The sequence below is a fragment of the Pseudonocardia nantongensis genome, assembly GCF_046546495.1.
GTDB lineage: Bacteria > Actinomycetota > Actinomycetes > Mycobacteriales > Pseudonocardiaceae > Pseudonocardia > Pseudonocardia nantongensis.
This window is the reverse complement of sequence record NZ_JBKGXT010000005.1, coordinates 212,032-229,560: the sequence shown is the minus strand read 5'-3', so window position 1 is coordinate 229,560 and position 17,529 is coordinate 212,032. Positions and strand designations below refer to the sequence as shown.

At 74.4% G+C, this 17,529-nt stretch carries 12 protein-coding genes, 1 pseudogene and 2 riboswitches; of the genes and pseudogenes, 7 read left to right on the top strand and 6 right to left on the bottom strand.

Annotated features, from left to right (window positions below; translation table 11 throughout):
* Nucleotides 1–78 precede the first annotated feature (78 nt).
* The 6 genes and pseudogenes from ACLFMI_RS07850 to ACLFMI_RS07825 form a co-directional block, all read left to right on the top strand.
* Nucleotides 79–267 (top strand): annotated as a pseudogene (locus tag ACLFMI_RS07850) (PDZ domain-containing protein); the annotation flags it as partial.
* A 210-nt stretch (nt 268–477) separates the two neighbouring features.
* Nucleotides 478–662, top strand: a riboswitch (cobalamin riboswitch).
* 182 nt (nt 663–844) lie between these two features.
* Nucleotides 845–3,178, top strand: coding sequence for a 5-methyltetrahydropteroyltriglutamate--homocysteine S-methyltransferase (gene metE / locus ACLFMI_RS07845; RefSeq protein ID WP_410947066.1), 2,334 nt, complete (start codon nt 845–847; stop codon nt 3,176–3,178).
* 115 nt (nt 3,179–3,293) lie between these two features.
* On the top strand, nt 3,294–4,817 hold the full coding sequence (locus ACLFMI_RS07840; RefSeq protein ID WP_410947065.1) for an ABC transporter substrate-binding protein: 1,524 nt from the start codon (nt 3,294–3,296) through the stop codon (nt 4,815–4,817).
* Between the two features lie 29 nt (nt 4,818–4,846).
* A complete protein-coding gene (locus ACLFMI_RS07835; RefSeq protein ID WP_410947064.1) occupies nt 4,847–5,809 on the top strand; it encodes an ABC transporter permease in 963 nt (320 codons plus the stop codon).
* Between the two features lie 107 nt (nt 5,810–5,916).
* On the top strand, nt 5,917–6,660 hold the full coding sequence (locus ACLFMI_RS07830; RefSeq protein ID WP_410947063.1) for an ABC transporter permease: 744 nt from the start codon (nt 5,917–5,919) through the stop codon (nt 6,658–6,660).
* A 58-nt stretch (nt 6,661–6,718) separates the two neighbouring features.
* Nucleotides 6,719–7,699, top strand: a complete 981-nt coding sequence (locus ACLFMI_RS07825; protein WP_410947062.1) for a DUF6925 family protein — start codon at nt 6,719–6,721, stop codon at nt 7,697–7,699.
* A 400-nt stretch (nt 7,700–8,099) separates the two neighbouring features.
* On the opposite strand, the gene ACLFMI_RS07820 is transcribed toward ACLFMI_RS07825, so the two are convergent.
* From ACLFMI_RS07820 to bioB, 6 genes are all read right to left on the bottom strand, one after another.
* On the bottom strand, nt 8,100–9,176 hold the full coding sequence (locus tag ACLFMI_RS07820) for a ribonucleotide-diphosphate reductase subunit beta (protein WP_410947061.1): 1,077 nt from the start codon (nt 9,174–9,176) through the stop codon (nt 8,100–8,102).
* The gene (locus ACLFMI_RS07815; RefSeq protein ID WP_410947060.1) at nt 9,173–12,028 is read right to left on the bottom strand and encodes a ribonucleoside-diphosphate reductase subunit alpha; all 2,856 of its coding nucleotides are present in this window, start codon (nt 12,026–12,028) and stop codon (nt 9,173–9,175) included. The genes ACLFMI_RS07820 and ACLFMI_RS07815 overlap by 4 nt, the downstream gene beginning before the upstream one ends.
* Before the next feature lie 124 nt (nt 12,029–12,152).
* A riboswitch (cobalamin riboswitch) is annotated at nt 12,153–12,409 on the bottom strand.
* Between the two features lie 95 nt (nt 12,410–12,504).
* Complete coding sequence (gene bioD / locus ACLFMI_RS07810) at nt 12,505–13,287, bottom strand: dethiobiotin synthase (protein WP_410947059.1); 783 nt, start codon at nt 13,285–13,287, stop codon at nt 12,505–12,507.
* Nucleotides 13,284–14,444, bottom strand: coding sequence for an 8-amino-7-oxononanoate synthase (locus tag ACLFMI_RS07805; RefSeq protein WP_410947058.1), 1,161 nt, complete (start codon nt 14,442–14,444; stop codon nt 13,284–13,286). The genes bioD and ACLFMI_RS07805 overlap by 4 nt, the downstream gene beginning before the upstream one ends.
* Nucleotides 14,441–15,754, bottom strand: a complete 1,314-nt coding sequence (gene bioA, locus ACLFMI_RS07800) for an adenosylmethionine--8-amino-7-oxononanoate transaminase (RefSeq protein ID WP_410947057.1) — start codon at nt 15,752–15,754, stop codon at nt 14,441–14,443. The genes ACLFMI_RS07805 and bioA overlap by 4 nt, the downstream gene beginning before the upstream one ends.
* Nucleotides 15,751–16,845: a biotin synthase BioB gene (gene bioB, locus ACLFMI_RS07795; protein WP_410947056.1), complete on the bottom strand. Its 1,095-nt coding sequence runs from the start codon at nt 16,843–16,845 to the stop codon at nt 15,751–15,753. The genes bioA and bioB overlap by 4 nt, the downstream gene beginning before the upstream one ends.
* 106 nt (nt 16,846–16,951) lie before the next feature.
* Here bioB and ACLFMI_RS07790 point away from each other — a divergent pair, with 106 nt between their 5' ends.
* Entirely contained in the window at nt 16,952–17,515 is a 564-nt protein-coding gene (locus ACLFMI_RS07790; protein WP_410947055.1) for a TetR family transcriptional regulator, read from the top strand.
* The last annotated feature ends 14 nt before the right edge of the window (nt 17,516–17,529 follow it).

Here is a 17,529-nt window from a genome sequence, read left to right as displayed (position 1 = left end):
TGACCCCGGAGATCCGTCGCGGCCTCGGGGTCGCCGCCGAGTCCGGCGCCCTGGTGACCGCGGTCGTCCCCGGCGAGCCGGCAGCCGCTGCCGGCGTCCGCCGGGGATGTCGTGGTCGCGCTCGGGGACCGACCGGTGACCTCGGTGGAGGACCTGATCGGTGCGCTGCGCGAGACCGAACCGCAGCAGGCCACCTCGATCGGCGTGCAGCGCGCCGGGCAGCGGGTCGACCTGCCGATCGCCATCGGTGCCCAAACCGGTCCGTGACGACCGCCCGGGGTCCAGGGGCCGGCACCGGCCGGTGATCACCGCGAACGCGCGAGCGTGTCGGGCCCGCGGGGCGCGATACCGTGGGGTGACGTGCCGGAACGACACCGGAACGGCTCGGGTGGCCTGTCCCGGATCTCTGGCCTAGGGTCGGTCCCGCCGACGGTTCGCCGGCGCGGCCCCGCGAGGGGACGTCGTGGGCGAGGCAAGAGGGAACCCGGTGCGAGTCCGGGACTGCCCCGCAGCGGTGAACGGGAACGACCACCGTCACGAGCACTGGGAGCGCCATCCCCGGGAAGCGACGGCCAGTAGGCATGTGAGTACTTGTCGCGGTCCGGACCGCGATAAGTACTCACGGGCGGCTCCGCCGCCCGTGCCCGTGAGTCCGAAGACCTGCCATCGGTGCGCGCGCCGACCGGCGCGCCGATCCGTGGCCTCGCGGGAGGGCCGAGCGGAGTGATCGGGCACGGCCGTGCCCGCCGGCGCATCGTGTGCCCGGCGGACGGACCGCCCGGCCGCGCCCTCGTCTCCTCCCCGCGCCACGGACCGCCACACGCGCTCGCGAGGAGAGAGGGTTGTGACGATCACATCAGAGTCGGGTACCGCAAGCACCGTTCTGGGATACCCGCGCATCGGGCCGAACCGGGAGCTGAAGCGCGCCACCGAGTCGTTCTGGGCCGGTCGCACCGACGCTTCCGCACTGCACGAGGTCGCGGCCGGGCTGCGCCGGGACACCTGGGCCGGGCTCCGCGACGCCGGGCTGGACCAGATCCCGGGCAACACGTTCTCGTTCTACGACCACGTGCTCGACACCGCGCTCGCCGTCGGGGCGGTGCCGCAGCGGTTCGCCGGGATCACCGAGAGGAGCGGAGCGGGAACGAGCATCGGCGCCGACCCGCTCGAGCGGTTGTTCGCGATGGCCCGGGGCCGGACCGGTGCCCCGGCCTGCGAGATGACCAAGTGGTTCGACACGAACTACCACTACCTGGTTCCCGAGATCGGGCCGGACACCCGGCTCGCCCCGGAGAGCCGCAAGGCGCTCGACGAGTTCACGGAGGCCCTGCGCTCCGACGTGCTCACCCGTCCGGTCCTGGTCGGGCCGGTGACCTTCCTGCTGCTGTCCAAGCCGGCGGAGGGGGCACCGGAGGGCTTCCGCCCGCTGGACCTGCTCGGTCCGCTGGTCGAGGTCTACCGCGACCTGCTGACCGAGCTCGCCGACGCCGGCGCGGAGTGGGTCCAGCTCGACGAGCCGGCCTTCGCCGCGGACCGGACCGACGAGGAGATCGCGGCCCTGCGCAAGGCCTACGACCGCATCGCCGCGGGGCCGCGGCGGCCGAAGGTGCTGGTCGCCTCGTACTTCGGTGAGCTGGGCCGGGCGCTGCCGGTGCTGGCCTCGACCGGCGTCGAGGGCCTGGCCCTGGACCTGGTCGCCGGGCGCTCCGACCTCGACGGCATCGAGTCGGTCGAGGGGATCGGGCGTAAGCGGGTGCTGGCCGGCGTCGTCGACGGGCGCAACGTCTGGCGCACCGACCTGGACGCCGCGCTGGCCACCGCGTCCCGGCTCGTCGATGTCGCGGGCCGGGTGGAGATCTCGACGTCGTGCTCGCTGCTGCACGTCCCCTACGACCTGTCGGTGGAGACCGCGCTGCCCGCGGACGTCGTCGACATGCTGGCCTTCGCCCGGCAGAAGGTCGACGAGGTGGTGCTGCTGGGCCGTGCGCTGCACGAGGGCCGCGCCGCGGTCGCCGCGGAGTTCGATGCGGCGAAGGCCACCCGGGAACGGGTGGCCGCGGCGTCGCGGCGGAACGAGGCCGTGCGGTCCCGGCTCGTGGAGCTGGGCGCCGACCACTACCGGCGCGGCGCGGGCGACGTCCGGGCCAAGGCCCAGCGCGCGGCGCTCGGCCTGCCGGACGTGCCGACGACGACGATCGGCTCCTTCCCGCAGACGTCCGAGATCCGCAAGGACCGGCAGGCGCACCGCACCGGGAAGATCACCGAGGACGAGTACGCCGACCGGATGCGCCGGGAGATCGCCCGCGTGGTGCGGCTCCAGGAGGAGATCGGCCTGGACGTGCTCGTGCACGGCGAGCCCGAGCGCAACGACATGGTCCAGTACTTCGCGGAGAACCTGGACGGGTTCGCGACCACCGAGCTGGGCTGGGTGCAGTCCTACGGCTCGCGCTGCGTGCGCCCGCCGATCCTGCACTCGGACGTGTCCCGCCCGGCGCCGATCACGGTCGGCTGGGCGACGTACGCGCAGTCGCTGTCGACGTCCTACGTCAAGGGCATGCTGACCGGCCCGGTCACCATCCTGGCCTGGTCGTTCGTGCGCGACGACCAGCCGCTCGGCGACACCGCGCGGCAGGTCGGGCTGGCACTGCGCGACGAGGTGGTCGACCTGGAGTCCGCCGGCATCCGGATCATCCAGGTGGACGAGCCGGCGCTGCGCGAGCTGCTGCCGCTGCACGAGCGGGACCGGCAGCCGTACCTGGACTGGGCGGTGGACTCGTTCCGGATGGCGGTCGGCGGAGTCACCGACAGCACCCAGATCCACACCCACCTCTGCTACTCGGAGTTCGGAGAGGTCGTCGGGGCGATCGACGGCCTGGATGCCGACGTCACCACAGTGGAGGCGGCCCGGTCCCGGATGGAGGTGCTCGGCGACCTGGGCCCGGGCGTCCCGCGCGGGCTGGGACCGGGCGTCTACGACGTCCACTCGCCGGAGGTGCCGGACGTCGACGAGCTCGCCGGCCAGCTCACCGCGGCGCTGCGGCACATCGGGTCGGAGCGGCTCTGGGCGAACCCGGACTGCGGGCTCAAGACGAGGGGTGAGCCCGAGACCGTCGAGGCGCTGACCCACCTGGTCGCCGCCGCCCGGCGGGTGCGCGCGACCGCGCAGACCACCGGCTGACGCCGGTGCGTTCCCGCGACGTCCGCCGGACCGGCTGTCACGGCGGACGTCGTGGGGGCATCCCTCACGTTCTATTGCCTGAACAATTGCTCAGATGTAGTTGTATGTCGTGATCGTGACGAGTTCCGGGGCGCGCGTGCTCGCCGCCCTGACGACGGCCGCGGCGTTGCTGCTGGCGGGCTGCGGTACCGGCGGCGGCGGTGCCCCCACCCCGGAGGGCGAGCTGGCGGTGGCGGTGGCGTTCCCGCCGCGCTCCGGCTACGCCTTCGACGCCGACGACGGCGCCCTGCTCAAGACCCTCGGCGTCGCGGAGACCCTGACCACCGTCGACGACCGGGTCCGTCCGGCGCCGGCGCTGGCCACCAGCTGGGAGCAGCAGGGCAACACCTGGCGGTTCACGCTGCGCCCGGATGTCACCTTCCACGACGGCACCCCGCTCACACCGGACGCCGTCGTCACCGCGCTGAGCTACGTCGCGGGTGTCGAGGCGCCGCCGCGGGCGATCCGCGGGATCGGTTTCGCGGTCGCCCCGGACGGCCCCGACGCCGTCCGGATCACCACGGCCGAGCCGGACCCCGTGATGCCGGTGCGCCTGTCCAGCGGGAACCTCGGGATCCTCGCCCCGGCCGCCTACGCCGGCGGCGGCGCCCCGGACGTGCTGCGCTCGGCGACCGGGCCGCTGGTGCTCGAGGAGGTCAACGGCTCCGATTCCGCGGTGCTGGTCCGCAACGACGGCTACTGGGGCGAGCCGGCCGGGTCCGCCCGGGTCACCGTGCGTTACGTCGAGGACCCACAGGCCCGCGCGCTCGCGGTGCAGGCCGGGGACGTCCAGTTCGCCGAGGGGCTGCCGCAGGCCCAGCTGGAGCAGGTCCGCTCGGCCGGCGCCGAGGTCGTCGAGTACCCGGTGGCGCGCACGGTGCCACTGCAGCTCAACCAGTCCGCACCGCCGTTCGACGACGTCCGGGTGCGGCAGGCGGTGACCGCCGCGATCGACCGGCCGGTGCTCGCCGAGCAGGTGCTCGCCGGCGGGGCCGCGCCCGCATCGGACCTGTTCGGGGCCGCGGTGCCGTGGGGCGCGACCACCCCGCCGCCGGGTGCGGACGTCGAGCGGGCGACGCAGCTGCTCGCCGAGGCCGGGTACGGCCCGCAGAACCCGCTGACCGTGCGGTTGTGGACGTTCCCGAACCGCCCCGAGCTGCCCGTGCTGGCGAACGCCATCCAGGCGATGCTCGGCGCGGCCGGGGTCCGGGTCGAGATCACGGTGGGCAACTACGAGGCGCAGGAGCCCGAGGTGCTCGCCGGCCGCTACGACATGTTCCTGAACTCGCGCAGCTACCTCTCCGACTTCCCGGACGCGGCCAGCACGCTCGGGTCGGACTACACCTGCGACGGCAGCTACGCCATCGACCAGTACTGCAACCCCGCCTACGACGCTCTGATCGACCGGCTGGACGGCACCGTCGACCCCGAGCAGCGGCAGCGGCTGTTCACCGAGGCCGCCGAGCTGCTGAGCCGGGGCGCCGTCGGCGTGATGGTGGTGCACCCGCTCAACACGGCGGTGCTGCGCGGGGCGACCGGATTCGTCCCGGACCCGCTGCAGACCGACCCGGTGCTGCCGCAGCTCACGCCGGTGAGCTGAGCCGAGCTGCGTTCGCGAACGACTCGACGGTGGAGCGCCGAGCCCTGACCGCCCTGCTGCTGCGCCGGCTCGTCCCGGTGCCGTTCGTGCTGCTGCTGGCGTCGGTCCCGATCTTCGCACTGCCGCGGCTGGTCGGGACCGACCCGGCGCGGGCGGTGCTGCGCGCCCGGTCCGCCGACGCGGTGCCGGACCCGGCGACCGAGGCCCGGATCCGGGCCTCGGTCGGCCTGGACGCGCCGCTGTCGGAGCAGTACCTGCGCTGGCTCGGCACGCTGCTGCGCGGTGACCTCGGGTTCGGCTACGTGTCCCGGGCGCCGGTCGCCGCACAGGTCGGTGACGCGGCCGCGGTCTCCGGGCTGCTCGCGGTGCTCGCGCTGGCGGTCGCCGCGGCGGTCGGCATCCCGGCCGGGGCGTACGCGGCCCGGCGGCCGGGCGGCCCGCTGGACCGGCTCCTGGGGGCCGGCACGATCGCCGGGGTGGCGGTGCCGGAGTTCGTGCTCGCGCCGTGCCTGGTGCTGCTGTTCGCCGTGTACGCCGGGGCGCTGCCCGCGGTCGGCTGGGGCGGCCCGCAGTACCTGGTGCTGCCGGTGCTGACGCTGGCGGCCTACCCGGGGGCGCTGGCCGCGCAGCTGGTCCGGGCCGAGACGGCGGCCGTGCTGGGCCGCCCGCACGTCGCCGTCGCGCGGGCGAAGGGGCTCGGGTCGCACGCGGTGCTCTGGCGGCACGGCGCCCGGCTGGCGACGACGTCGGTGACCGCGCTGTCCGGGATGTTCGTGGCCGGGCTGCTCGGGGGCTCGGTGGTGGTCGAGGTGGTGTTCGGCATCCCCGGGCTGGGCCGGTTGCTGCACGCCGCGGTGCTGGCCCAGGACCTGCCGGTGCTGCAGGCCGGGACGATGCTGGTCGTCGCGGTGGCGGTGACGGCCGGGGTGCTGGTCGAGGTGCTGGCGGTCGCGACCGACCCGGTGCTGCGTTCCGCGGAACGCGCCCGATGAGGCCCGGAACGTTCCGCGGAACGCGGTCGGCGAGCTCCGGGACTCGTCAGCCGGACCACGCCGGGCGGCGTACGGGTCCACGGGGGCCGGTTGTCGTCGCCGGGCTGGTGGGGTTCGTGCTCCTGGTGGCCCCGGCCGTGCTGCCGGCCCCGGACGAGGTGGACTTCGGCGCGCTGCTGGCCGGGCCGTCGCTCGCCCACCCGCTGGGCACCGACCAGCTCGGCCGGGACCTGCTGTCCCGGCTCGTCGCGGGCGGCCGGCTCACGATCGGGATCAGCGTGCTGACGGTGCTGGTCACCGGCGTGGTCGGGGTCGCGGTCGGGCTGGCCGCCGCGGCGACCGGAGCGCTCGGCCGCGCGGCGATGCGGCTGGTCGACGTGCTCGCCGCGCTGCCCGTCGTGCTGTTCGGGCTGCTCGCCGCCGTCGCGCTCGGCCCCGGCGCCGGGTCGTTGATGATCGCGATCGGGCTGATCGGCTGGACCCCGTTCGCCCGGCAGACCTTCCTGCTGGCGCTCGTCGAGTCCGGTCGCGAGTACGTGGGCGCGGCGGTGGCGCTGGGTGCCGGTCCGGTGCGGGTGCTGGTGGGACACGTCGGTCGCAACGTGGTCCCGCCGCTGCTCGCGCACGCCTGCGTCCGGTTCGCCGGGACGCTGCTGACGGTGTCCGGGCTGTCGTTCCTCGGGCTCGGCGTGCAGCCGCCGACCGCCGAGTGGGGTGCGATGGTGGCCGAGGGCCGGGAGTACCTGTTCGCGGCCCCGCAGGTGGTGCTGGTGCCCTCGGTCGCGGTGGTGCTGACCGCCGGGACGGTGCTGTGGTGGGGACGCCGCTGGGACCGGGTGGGTGCGCGGTGAGGATGCAACCGAGGTCCGGAGGCGTCGACCCCTCCGGCGGGAGAGGCAGGGTGTGGGAATGAACGCCGTCGCGGAGCTGCTGGCCGATCATCTGGCCGACCCGGACGCGGGCTGGAGCATGGGCGCGCCGGGGGCGATCGCGGAGTTCGTCCGGCTCCCGGACGAGCCGGTGCGGACCGGTGGCGGGGCCGTCGTCACCGACCGGGGCGGGATCCGGCTCGACGCGCCGCCGGCGACCCGCGCGCTCGCCTACCGCACCCCGGTCGGCCCGGAGGACCACTGGAACCACGCCGTCGCGCTGTGCCTGCCGGCCGACGCCGCGCAGGGCGCGGCGCGCACCGTGGTGACCGGGCTCGGGCCTGACCGGGGCGCGCTGCGTGCCGCCGACCGCGACGCGGTGCTCGTCGATCTCGGGATGGGCACGCCCACGGTGGACGTCTGCATCCGTACCGCCGATCCGGAGCTGCTCGCCGTCCTGCGCGCGGCCGAGGGGCGCCCGCACGGCGCGGAGGTGAACGCCGCCGTGGTCGCCGCCGGCCCGCACCGGGTGTTCACGACGGCGCTCGGCCGGACCGAGGTGTACGCCCCGATCCCGCCGCCGGACGGGCGCTCGCCGGACGGCCCGCACACCCACCTGCTCCCGCACATCCTGCGGGCCGACCGCACGCACGCGGCGACGGTCCCGGTGCCGGAGGGGTTCCTGCCCTGCGCGCACCTGTACCCGGCGCACCCGCTGACCGACCTGACCGGCCACCCCCGCCCGTTCGACGCCGGGCGCTCGGCCGCCTTCGACCGGCTGCTCGACCGGTTCGGCGACCCGGTGCAGCAGGCGGTGACCGCCGAGGTCGTCCGGGCCGTCGCGGCCGGGGAGGAGCCGGGCCCCCGCCCGGTGGACCCGCCGGACCGGGCCGCCCGGGCGGTGGCGCTGCGGGTGCTGGCACACGCCGGCGCCGACCCCGCGGTACTCGCCCGCTGGCGTGGCCGGGACGCGCCCGACCCGGACCTGCTCGACCCGGACGGTGACCGCAACGCGGGCTGAGTGCACCCGTCGTCCGTCACGCGTACAGGGCAGGCGGATCACTCCGGACAACGACAGGACGACACCCTTCGGCGTGACGTCACGCCACGTGCTCTCCGACGGCTGGTCGGCCCCCCGCGGATCCTCACCGAGCTGTTCGCGCTCTACACCGCCCGGAAGATCGGCGCCTCGGCCAGCCGCCGGGCGTCAGCGCCGCGTTCCGCGGAACGCCGATCCGGTGCGCCTGCCCTCCGCCGTGGCGGCCCGGAGGCCACCGGGCCCGACGACGGCCGGGTGCGGGTCCCGCCGGTAGCCGTGATCGTCTCCCGAGTGCCGATCGGTGCCATCCTCGGCACCGATCGACACCCGTGCGGCGATCACGTGTCGCGCCGTGGCGGACGGGGCGCTACCGGTCGTGCGGTCAGTCCCACTCCAGCGAGCCGCCGCTGCGGTACTCGGTCACCCGCGTCTCGAAGAAGTTCTTCTCCTTGCGCAGGTCCATCGCTTCGCTCATCCACGGGAACGGGTTGTCGGCCTGCCCGAACAGCGGGGCCAGCCCGATCTGCTCGGCCCGGCGGTCGGTGATGAACCGCAGGTACTGCTCGCAGGTCTGCGCGGTCAGGCCGAGCATCCCGCGGGGCATGGTGTCGTGGGCGTAGGCGACCTCCAGCTCGCACGCCTCGTGCAGCATGGCCCGGATCTCGGCGACGAACTCCGCCGTCCACAGGTGTGGATTCTCGATCTTGATCTGGTTGATGCAGTCGATGCCGAAGTTCAGGTGGATCGACTCGTCGCGCAGGATGTACTGGTACTGCTCGGCGACGCCGACCATCTTGTTCCGCCGGCCCAGCGCCAGGATCTGGGCGAACCCGGTGTAGAACCACATGCCCTCGAAGACCACGTAGAACGCGATCAGGTCGCGCAGGAACGCCCGGTCGTTCTCCTGCGTGCCGGTGACGAAGTCCGGATCGGACAGCGCCTGGGTCCAGCGCAGCGCCCAGGAGTCCTTCTCGGTGATCGACGGGACCGTGCGGTACGCGTTGAACAGCTCGCCCTCGTCCAGGCCGAGGCTCTCGCAGACGTACTGGAAGGTGTGCGTGTGCACGGCCTCCTCGAACGACTGGCGCAGGAGGTACTGACGGCACTCGGGGTTGGTGAGGTGCCGGTAGACGGCGAGCACGATGTTGTTGGCGACCAGCGACTCCGCGGTGGCGAAGAAGCCGAGGTTGCGGGTGAGCATCAGCCGCTCGTCGTCGGTCAGGCCGCCCGGGGTGCGCCACAGCGCGATGTCGGCCTGCATCGCGACCTCGGTCGGCATCCAATGGTTGGCGCAGCCGGCCAGGTACTTGTCCCAGGCCCAGTGGTACTTGAGCGGCAGGAGCTGGTTGACGTCCGACCGGGCGTTGATCATGCGCTTGTCGTCGGCGTCGATCGGGGCGGCGCCGCGGTCGATCTCACCCAGGCCGGTGGTGTCGGCGTTGTTCTCCACAGTGGTCACTGGCAGGCCTCGCAGTCGGGGTCGTCGATCGAGCAGGCGGCGGCGGGCACGGACGCGGCCGGGGAGCTCGGCACGCCGGTGAGCCGGCCGTCGGTGCCCTTGAGCGTGGACTTCTCCACCGACGTCGCGGCCCGGGTCCGCAGGTAGTAGGTGGTCTTCAGGCCGCTGCGCCAGGCCAGCCGGTACAGCTCGTCGAGCTTCCGGCCGCTCGGCCCGGCCAGGTACAGGTTCAGCGACTGCGCCTGGTCGAGCCACTTCTGCCGCCGCGACGCGGCGGCGATCAGCCACCGCGGCTCGATCTCGAAGGCGGTCGCGTACAGCTCCTTGAGGTCCGTCGGCACCCGGTCGATCTCGGCCAGGCTGCCGTCGAAGTACTTCAGGTCCGCGACCATCACCTCGTCCCACAGCCCGCGTTCCTTGAGGTCGCGGACCAGGTGCGGGTTCACCACGGTGAAGTCGCCGGACATGTTGGACTTCACGTACAGGTTCAGGTGGATCGGCTCGATCGACTGCCCGACGCCGCAGATGTTGGAGATCGTCGCGGTCGGCGCGATCGCCAGCACGTTGGAGTTGCGCATCCCCTGGGTGCGCACCGTCTCCCGGAGGCCGCCCCAGTCCAGCGTGGACGACCGGTCGAGGGTCAGCTCGCCGTCGCCGCGGGCCTGGGCGAGCAGTTCCAGGGAGTCGATCGGCAGCACCCCGCGGCTCCACAGCGACCCGTCGAAGCTGGCGTAGCGGCCGCGCTCGACCGCGAGGTCCGACGACGCCGCGATCGCGTGGTAGCTCAGCGCCTCGGCACTCGAGTCGGCGAACTCGACGGCCGCGTCGCTGCCCGGGGCGATCCGCTGGGTGAACAGGGCGTCGGAGAAGCCCATCATCCCGAGCCCGACGGGGCGGTGCCGCAGGTTGGACCGGCGGGCCTCCGGGATCGTGTAGAAGTTGATGTCGACGACGTCGTCCAGCATGCGGACCGCGGTGGTCACCGTGCGGCGCAGCTTGCCGGCGTCGAGCCCGTCACGCGTCACGTGCGCGGCCAGGTTCACCGAGCCGAGGTTGCAGACCGCCACCTCACCGTCGTCGTCCCCGGCGCGGGTGTTCAGCGTGATCTCGGTGCACAGGTTCGACGAGTGCACCACCCCGGCGTGCTGCTGCGGGCTGCGCAGGTTGCACGGGTCCTTGAACGTGATCCACGGGTGTCCGGTCTCGAACAGCACGGTCAGCATCCGCCGCCACAGGTCCACCGCACCGACGGTCCGGTGCACCCGGATCTCGCCCCGCAGTGCCGCGGCCTCGTACTCCCGGTACCGCTGCGCGAACGCGGCGCCGTAGAGGTCGTGCAGGTCGGGCACCTCGTCCGGGGAGAACAGCGTCCACTCGCCGTCCGCGTCGACCCGGCGCAGGAACTCGTCCGGCACCCAGTTCGCGGTGTTCATGTCGTGCGTGCGCCGGCGGTCGTCGCCGGTGTTCTTGCGCAGGTCGAGGAACTCCTCGACGTCGATGTGCCAGGTCTCCAGGTACGCGCACGCCGCGCCCTTGCGCTTGCCGCCCTGGTTGACCGCGACCGCGGTGTCCCCGGCGATCTTGAGGAACGGCACGACGCCCTGCGAGACGCCGTTGGTGCCGCGGATGTGCGCGCCGAGGCCGCGGACCGGGGTCCAGTCGTTGCCCAGCCCGCCGGAGTACTTCGCGAGCAGCGCGTTGTTCCGGTAGCCGCCGAAGATCGACTCGAGGTCGTCGTCGACCGTGGTGAGGAAGCACGACGACAGCTGCGCCCGGGTGGTTCCGGAGTTGAACAGGGTCGGGGTGGAGGCCATGAAGTCGAAGCTCGACAGCAGCTCGTAGAACTCGATCGCCCGAGCCTCGCGGTCGTCCTCCCGGATCGCCAGGCCCATCGCGACCCGCAGGAAGAACGCCTGCGGCAGCTCGAACCGGGTGCCGCGCTCGTGCAGCAGGTAGCGGTCGTAGAGGGTCTGCAGCCCGAGGAAGCCGATCTCCAGGTCCCGCTCCGGGCGCAGCGCGGCGGTGACCCGGCCCAGGTCGAACGTCGCGAGCTCGGGGTCGACCAGTCCGATCCCGATGGCGTGTCGCAGGTAGTCCCGGAAGTAGGACGCGTAGTCCCGGGCCATCGTGGCCTGGTCCGGGGTCGCGGGCGAGCCGACCAGGTGCGAGACCGCCTCGGCGCGCAGCCGGTCGGCCAGCAGCCGGGACGCGACCAGCGAGTAGTCCGGCTCCCGCTCCACCAGCGTGCGGGCCGCCATCACCAGCCCCTGGGCGAGTTCGTCGGCGGTGATGCCGTCGTAGACGGTGCGGTCCAGCTCGGCCAGCACCGGTGCGGCCTCGACGTCGTCGATCCCGTCGAGGGCCTCAGCCAGCACGGTCTCGACGCGGTCGCGGTCCAGCGGGGTCCGGGTGCCGTCCGGCTGCGTGACGTGCACGACCGGTGCGGTGGCGGTGGCGGTGGCGGCGTGGGCGGGGGCGTCACTGTCGCTGCCGCCGCGGGCCTGCGCGTGCTGCTCCCGGTAGAGCACGTAGGAGCGCGCGACCTTGTGGTGCCCGCCGCGCATCAGGGCCAGCTCCACCTGGTCCTGGATCTGCTCGACGTGCACGACCGGGGCCGGGTGGCGGTGCAGCGCCGTGACGACCTGGTCGGTCAGCTCACCGACGAGGTGGTGGCGCCGGGACGAGTGCGCGGTGTCCCCCGCGGTGTCCTCGGCGGCGAGGAACGCCTTGGTCATCGCCACCGTGATCTTGGAGGCGTCGAACGTGGTCTCGGTGCCATCGCGCCGGATCACGCGCAGGCCGGTCGCGGCCACGCCGTGCGCCGGCGCGGGGGGAGCGGTGGATGCGGTCACGGGTCTCTCTCCTCGCGAGTCGCCGTCGGTCCGTGACCCGGCGCGCGGGAGGAGGCAGGGGCCGGCGACGCGACCCACCACACCCTGGCGCCCGCCCGCGGGGCCCCGGAGCTGCACGCACCGGTCGGTGCGCGCACCGGTGGCAGGTCTTCGGACTCACGGGCGTGGGCGGCGGAGCCGCCCCGTGAGTGGAAATCGCGGTCAGGACCTCGATAACCACTCACGGGCCTACTGGCCGTCGCTTCCCGGGAGGCGGGCTCCCAGTGCTCGTGACGGCGATCGTTCCCGTTCACCGCTGCGGGGCAGTCCCGGAGTCGCACCGGGTTCCCTCTTGCCTCACCGGCCCGTGCGGACCGGTGAACCACCAGCACGGCGAACACTACATGTTGGGCCACCACACGTTCGATACCCCTATAAGGCGGGCCCCGAGGCACGCCCCCGCCCCGGCGCCGAGGATCCGCACGGTTTTGCTGCGTTCACACGGGACCCGACCTCGTGTGAACGCAGCAAACCCGTGCGGATCGTGGTGGTGCGACCGGTCGGTGGTCGAACGGCGACCGGAGCCAGCCGGGCGCCTCGGCGCGGAACCGCGCGGGATCGAGCCGACCCGCTCCGTCCGGCACGGCGCCGAGCAGGCCGCCGGAGGCGGGGCCGGGCAGATCGCCGGAGACGCGGTCGAGCCCTGCGCCGGAGGCGTGGTCGAGTACCGCCCGGTTCGAGCGCTCGATCTCCGACGGCGCGGCCGGCCAGGAACCGATCACCAGCCCGGCGACCGCGATCTGCCGGCGGGTCAGGGCCTCCACGGTGAGCGCGGTGTGGTTGAGCGTGCCCAACCCGCTGCGGCAGACCACGACCGCCGAGGCCGACAGGGCGGTGGAGAGGTCGGCGAGCGTGCGACCGTGCCCGTCCAGCTCGACGAGCAGCCCGCCCGCGCCCTCGACCAGGACGTGGTCGTGGTCGGCGGCGAGATCCTCGACGGCCGCCACGTGCTCGGCGAGGTCGGGCAGGGTGGTCCCGGCGCGCCGTGCGGCCGCGACCGGGGCCATCGGGTGCGCCAGCCGGATCCCCTCCACCGCGGTCGCGACACCCGCCAGCTCGCGGACCACGTCGACGTCACCCCGGCCGTCCTCGGTCCCGGCCTGGGTGGGCTTGTACACCGCCACCGTCTCCCCGCGCGCGGCCGGGCCGGCCGCCAGTGCCGCTGTGACGATCGTCTTGCCGACCCCGGTGTCGGTGCCGGTCACCGCCAGGATGCTCACCCGGGGGCTCCGGTGAGGGCGGAGGAGGACGCGGCGGCGAGGGTGGCGGCCCGGTGGGCGGTCTCGGCGGCCCGGTCCGGGTCGAGGGTCGCCCGGGCGACGAGCCGCAGCCGGGACACGCCGTCGGGCACGCTCGGCGGCCGGAAGCACCCGACGACCACGCCGTCGTCGAACAGCCGGGCGGCGGCGTCGAGGGCGGCCTCCGGAGCCCCCACCGGCAACGACTGCACCGCTCCCGGGGCGTGCTCGACGCCCGCCGCGCCGGCGATCGCCCGGGCGATCCGGTGCAGTGCCGCGACCCGCTCCGGCTCGCGGCGGACGATCCGGCAGGCCTGTGCGGCCGCCGCAGCGGCGGCCGGGGCCAGCGCGGTGTCGAACAGGAACGTCCGGGCCGTGTCGACCAGGTGCGCGCGCAGCCCCGGCGGGCCCAGCACCGCCCCGCCCTGCGCGCCGAGGGCCTTCGACAGCGTCGCGGTCAGCACGACGTGCTCGGCGCCGGCGAGCCCGGCGGCGTGGACCGCGCCCCGGCCGTGCCCGGCGACGCCCACGCCGTGGGCCTCGTCGACGACCAGCAGCGCGTCGTGCTCGGCGCACAGGGCGGCGATCCGGCCGAGGTCGGCGGCGTCGCCGAGCACCGAGTACAGCGACTCGACCACCACGACGGCGCGCGGCTCAGCGCGCTCGCGCAGCAGCCGCTCGAGTGCGGCGAGGTCGGCGTGCGGGCAGATCGCCACCGGTGACCGCGCGAGCCGGGCGCCGTCGACCAGCGAGGCGTGCGCGTGGGCGTCGGACACGAACAGGGTCTCCGGGTCGCCGAGCGCGGTGAGCAGGCCGACGTTCGCGGTGTACCCGCTGGAGAAGGTCAGGCAGGACGGCTGCCCGGTCAGGCGGGCGAGCTCGTGCTCCAGCTCGGCGTGCCCGGCGGTGGTCCCGGTGACGACCCGTGAGGCCCGGGCGCCGGTGCCGAACCGTCCGACCGCCGCGACGGCGGCCTCCCGCACCCGCGGGTCGTCGGCCAGGCCCAGGTAGTCGTTCGAGGCCAGGTCGAGCAGGCCCGGCCGGGACTGCGGGTTGCGCCGCACGTCGGTGGCCCGGACGACGCCGGCGCGGGCCCGGCCCTGCGCGGCCCGGGTCAGCCAGTCGGTCATGGCGGTCATCGGTGCACCTGCGCGATCGCGCCCGTGACGGCCGCCCCGATCGCGGCGATCTCGTCCGGACCGGTGACGTAGGGCGGCATCGTGTAGACGAGGTTGCGGAACGGGCGCACCCAGACGCTCCGCTCCAGGGCGGCCCGGGTCACCGCGCCGACGTCGACCGGGCCGGCCAGCTCCACCACGCCGACGGCTCCCAGTACCCGGACCTCGCGCACCGCGGGCAGCTCCGCGGCCGGGGCGAGCGCCGCGGACAGCTCGCGGCCGATCTCCGCGACCCGGTCGGTGACCGCCGGGGTGAGCAGCGACAGCGAGGCGGCGGCGACCGCACACGCGAGCGGGTTGGCCATGAACGTCGGGCCGTGCAGCAGGGCCCGCTGCGGGGAGCGGGTGACCGCCTCGGCGACCCGCCCGCTGCACAGCACCGCGGCGAGGGTGAGGTAGCCGCCGGTCAGCGCCTTGCCCAGGCACAGCACGTCCGGTTCGACACCGGCGTGCTCGACCGCGAACCGCGCCCCGGTCCGCCCGAAGCCGGTGGCGATCTCGTCGGCGACCAGCAGCACACCGTGCCGGTCGGCGATGCGGCGCAGCGCCGCGAGGCAGCGCGGCGGGTAGACGTGCATCCCGCCCGCCCCCTGCAGGACCGGTTCGACGACGATCGCCGCCACCGTGTCCGCGTGCGCCGCGACGAGCTCCTCGGCCTCGGCGATCCAGGCGTCGACCGCCGCGTCCGCCTCCGGGAGGAGCTTCCCGTGGTCGGTCCGCGCGGCGGGTGGGCGCGGCAGGAACAGCTGGTCGGAGACGAGCCCGGGGAACAGCGCGTGCATCCCGTCGACCGAGTCGCACACGCCCATCGCGCCGGTGGTGTCGCCGTGATAGCCGCCGCGCACCGCGACGAACCGGCGGCGGCCGGGGTGTCCGGTCGCGGCCTGGTACTGGACGGCGAGCTTCAGCGCGACCTCCACCGACACCGAGCCGGAATCGGCCAGGAACACGTGCTGCAGCCGCGCGGGGGTGACCCGGACCAGCTCCTCGGCGAGCCGGATCGCCGGTTCGTGGGTCAGCCCGCCGAACATGACGTGGCTGAACCGGTCCGCCTGGTCGTGGATCGCGGCGTCGAGGACCGGGTGCCGGTAGCCGTGGACCGCGCACCACCACGAGCTCATCGCGTCGATCGCCGAGAAGCGGGTGCCGTCGGCCGCCTCCAGGTCCAGCCGGGTCCCGGACGCGTCGTGGACGGCGTAGGGGGCGGGGCCGTCGAGCGGGGCGTAGGGGTGCCAGAGCAGGCCGCGGTCGCGCTCGGTGAGCCCGGTCATGCGTTGGGGGCCTGTGCCGTCCCGGCGCCGCGCAACCGGAGCGCGGTCGTGGACCGGTCGGCCGCGGGGGCGGTGCCGGAGCCGTCGGCGGGGGCCGTCCCGGACCCGGCATCGGCGCCGAGCACGGTGAACCCGGCGTCGGCGATCATCTGCAGGTCCTGCTCGGCGGCCTGGCCCTCGCTGGTGAGGTAGTCGCCGAGGAACAGCGAGTTCACCACGTGCAGCGCCAGCGGCTGCAGCGACCGCAGGTGCTGCTCGCGCCCACCGGCCATCCGGACCTCGCTCGCCGGGGCGACCATCCGGGCCAGCGCCAGGATGCGCAGGCAGCGCAGCGGGTCCAGCAGCCAGGTGTCGGCCAGCGGGGTGCCCTCGAACGGCATCAGGAAGTTGACCGGGATCGAGTCGCTGCCCACCTCGCGCAGCGCGAACAGGGCATCGACCAGCTCGTCGTCGGACTCGCCCATGCCCACGATCAGCCCGGAACAGGGTGACAGACCGGCGTTGCGGGCCTTGGCGACCGTGTCGACGCGGTCGTCGAAAGTGTGGGTGGAGCAGATCTCGGCGTAGCGGGACTCGGCGGTGTTCAGGTTGTGGTTGTAGGCGTCGACGCCGGCCGCGTGCAGCCGCTGCGCCTGCCCGTCGCGCAGCAGCCCAAGGCAGGCGCAGACCTCGATCCCGGGGTGCTCGGTCCGCAGCTCCTCGACGATCGTCGCGACCCGCTCCACGTCCCGGTCGCCGGGCCCGCGCCCGCTCGCGACCAGGCAGACCCGCGACGCGCCGCCGCGGATCCCGGCGCTCGCCTCGCGGACGGCGTCGGCGGCCGGCAGCCAGGAGTAGGAGAGGATCTCCGCGGTCGAGCCCAGCCGCTGCGAGCAGTAGCCGCAGTCCTCCGGGCACATGCCCGACCGGAGGTTCACCAGATAGTTGACCTTGACCTGGTCGCCGAAGTTCGCCCGGCGCAGCCGGCTCGCGGCGGCGACCAGGTGCAGGACCTCGGCGTCGGGCGTGGCGAGGACGTCGAGGGCCTCACCGCGGTCGAGCGAGGCGCCGTCGAGCAGCCGGTCCACGAGCACGTCATAGGTTTTGAACACCGTTCAAACGGTAGGCGGGCGACGATCGTCCCGGCAAGCCCCCCGATCGGATCGGCGCTGCCGGGATCGGCGCTGCGACACTGATCGGCGCTGCGACACTGATCGGGTGGGGCTCACCCGGGACCGGATCGTCGACGCCGCCTACACCGTGCTGGACGAGCAGGGTCTGAGCGGGCTCTCGATGCGCCGGGTCGCCCAGGACCTCGACGTCCGGCCGGGTGCGCTCTACTACCACGTGGCGAACAAGCAGGAGCTGCTCGCCGAGGTCGCGACCCGGATCCTCGGCGACGGAGGCGACGGCCCCACCGCGCCCGACGCCCGCAGCGCCGCCGGCGAGCTGCGCGACGCGCTGCGGCGGGTCCGCGACGGCGCGGAGGTCGTCTCCTTCGTGCTGGCGTTCCGGCCGGAGGGGCTGGCGCCGAGCCGGACGTTCCCGGGCCTGTTCGCCGACCGGCTCGGGCCGCGGCAGGCGCGGTGGGCCGCCCGCACCCTGGTGCACTACGTCCTGGGTGCGGTCGCGGAGGAGCAGAACCGGGCCGAGCTGGTCCGCACCGGGATCGTGGCCGACGAGCCGGGGCACGCCGCCGAGGCGGAGGGGGCCTTCCGGTTCGGGCTCGACGCCGTGCTGGGGGGCCTGGAGGGCGTGCCGGCGCTCCGGCACGGCGGTTAGGGTCGCGGCGCAGG

Excerpts from the sequence above, each read along its gene's own strand:
- ACLFMI_RS07825 (WP_410947062.1), top strand. The coding sequence starts at position 6,719 with ATGAACGCCGTCGCGGAGCTGCTGGCCGATCATCTGGCCGACCCGGAC.
- ACLFMI_RS07805 (WP_410947058.1), bottom strand. The coding sequence starts at position 14,444 with ATGACCGCCATGACCGACTGGCTGACCCGGGCCGCGCAGGGCCGGGCC.
- bioA (WP_410947057.1), bottom strand. The coding sequence starts at position 15,754 with ATGACCGGGCTCACCGAGCGCGACCGCGGCCTGCTCTGGCACCCCTAC.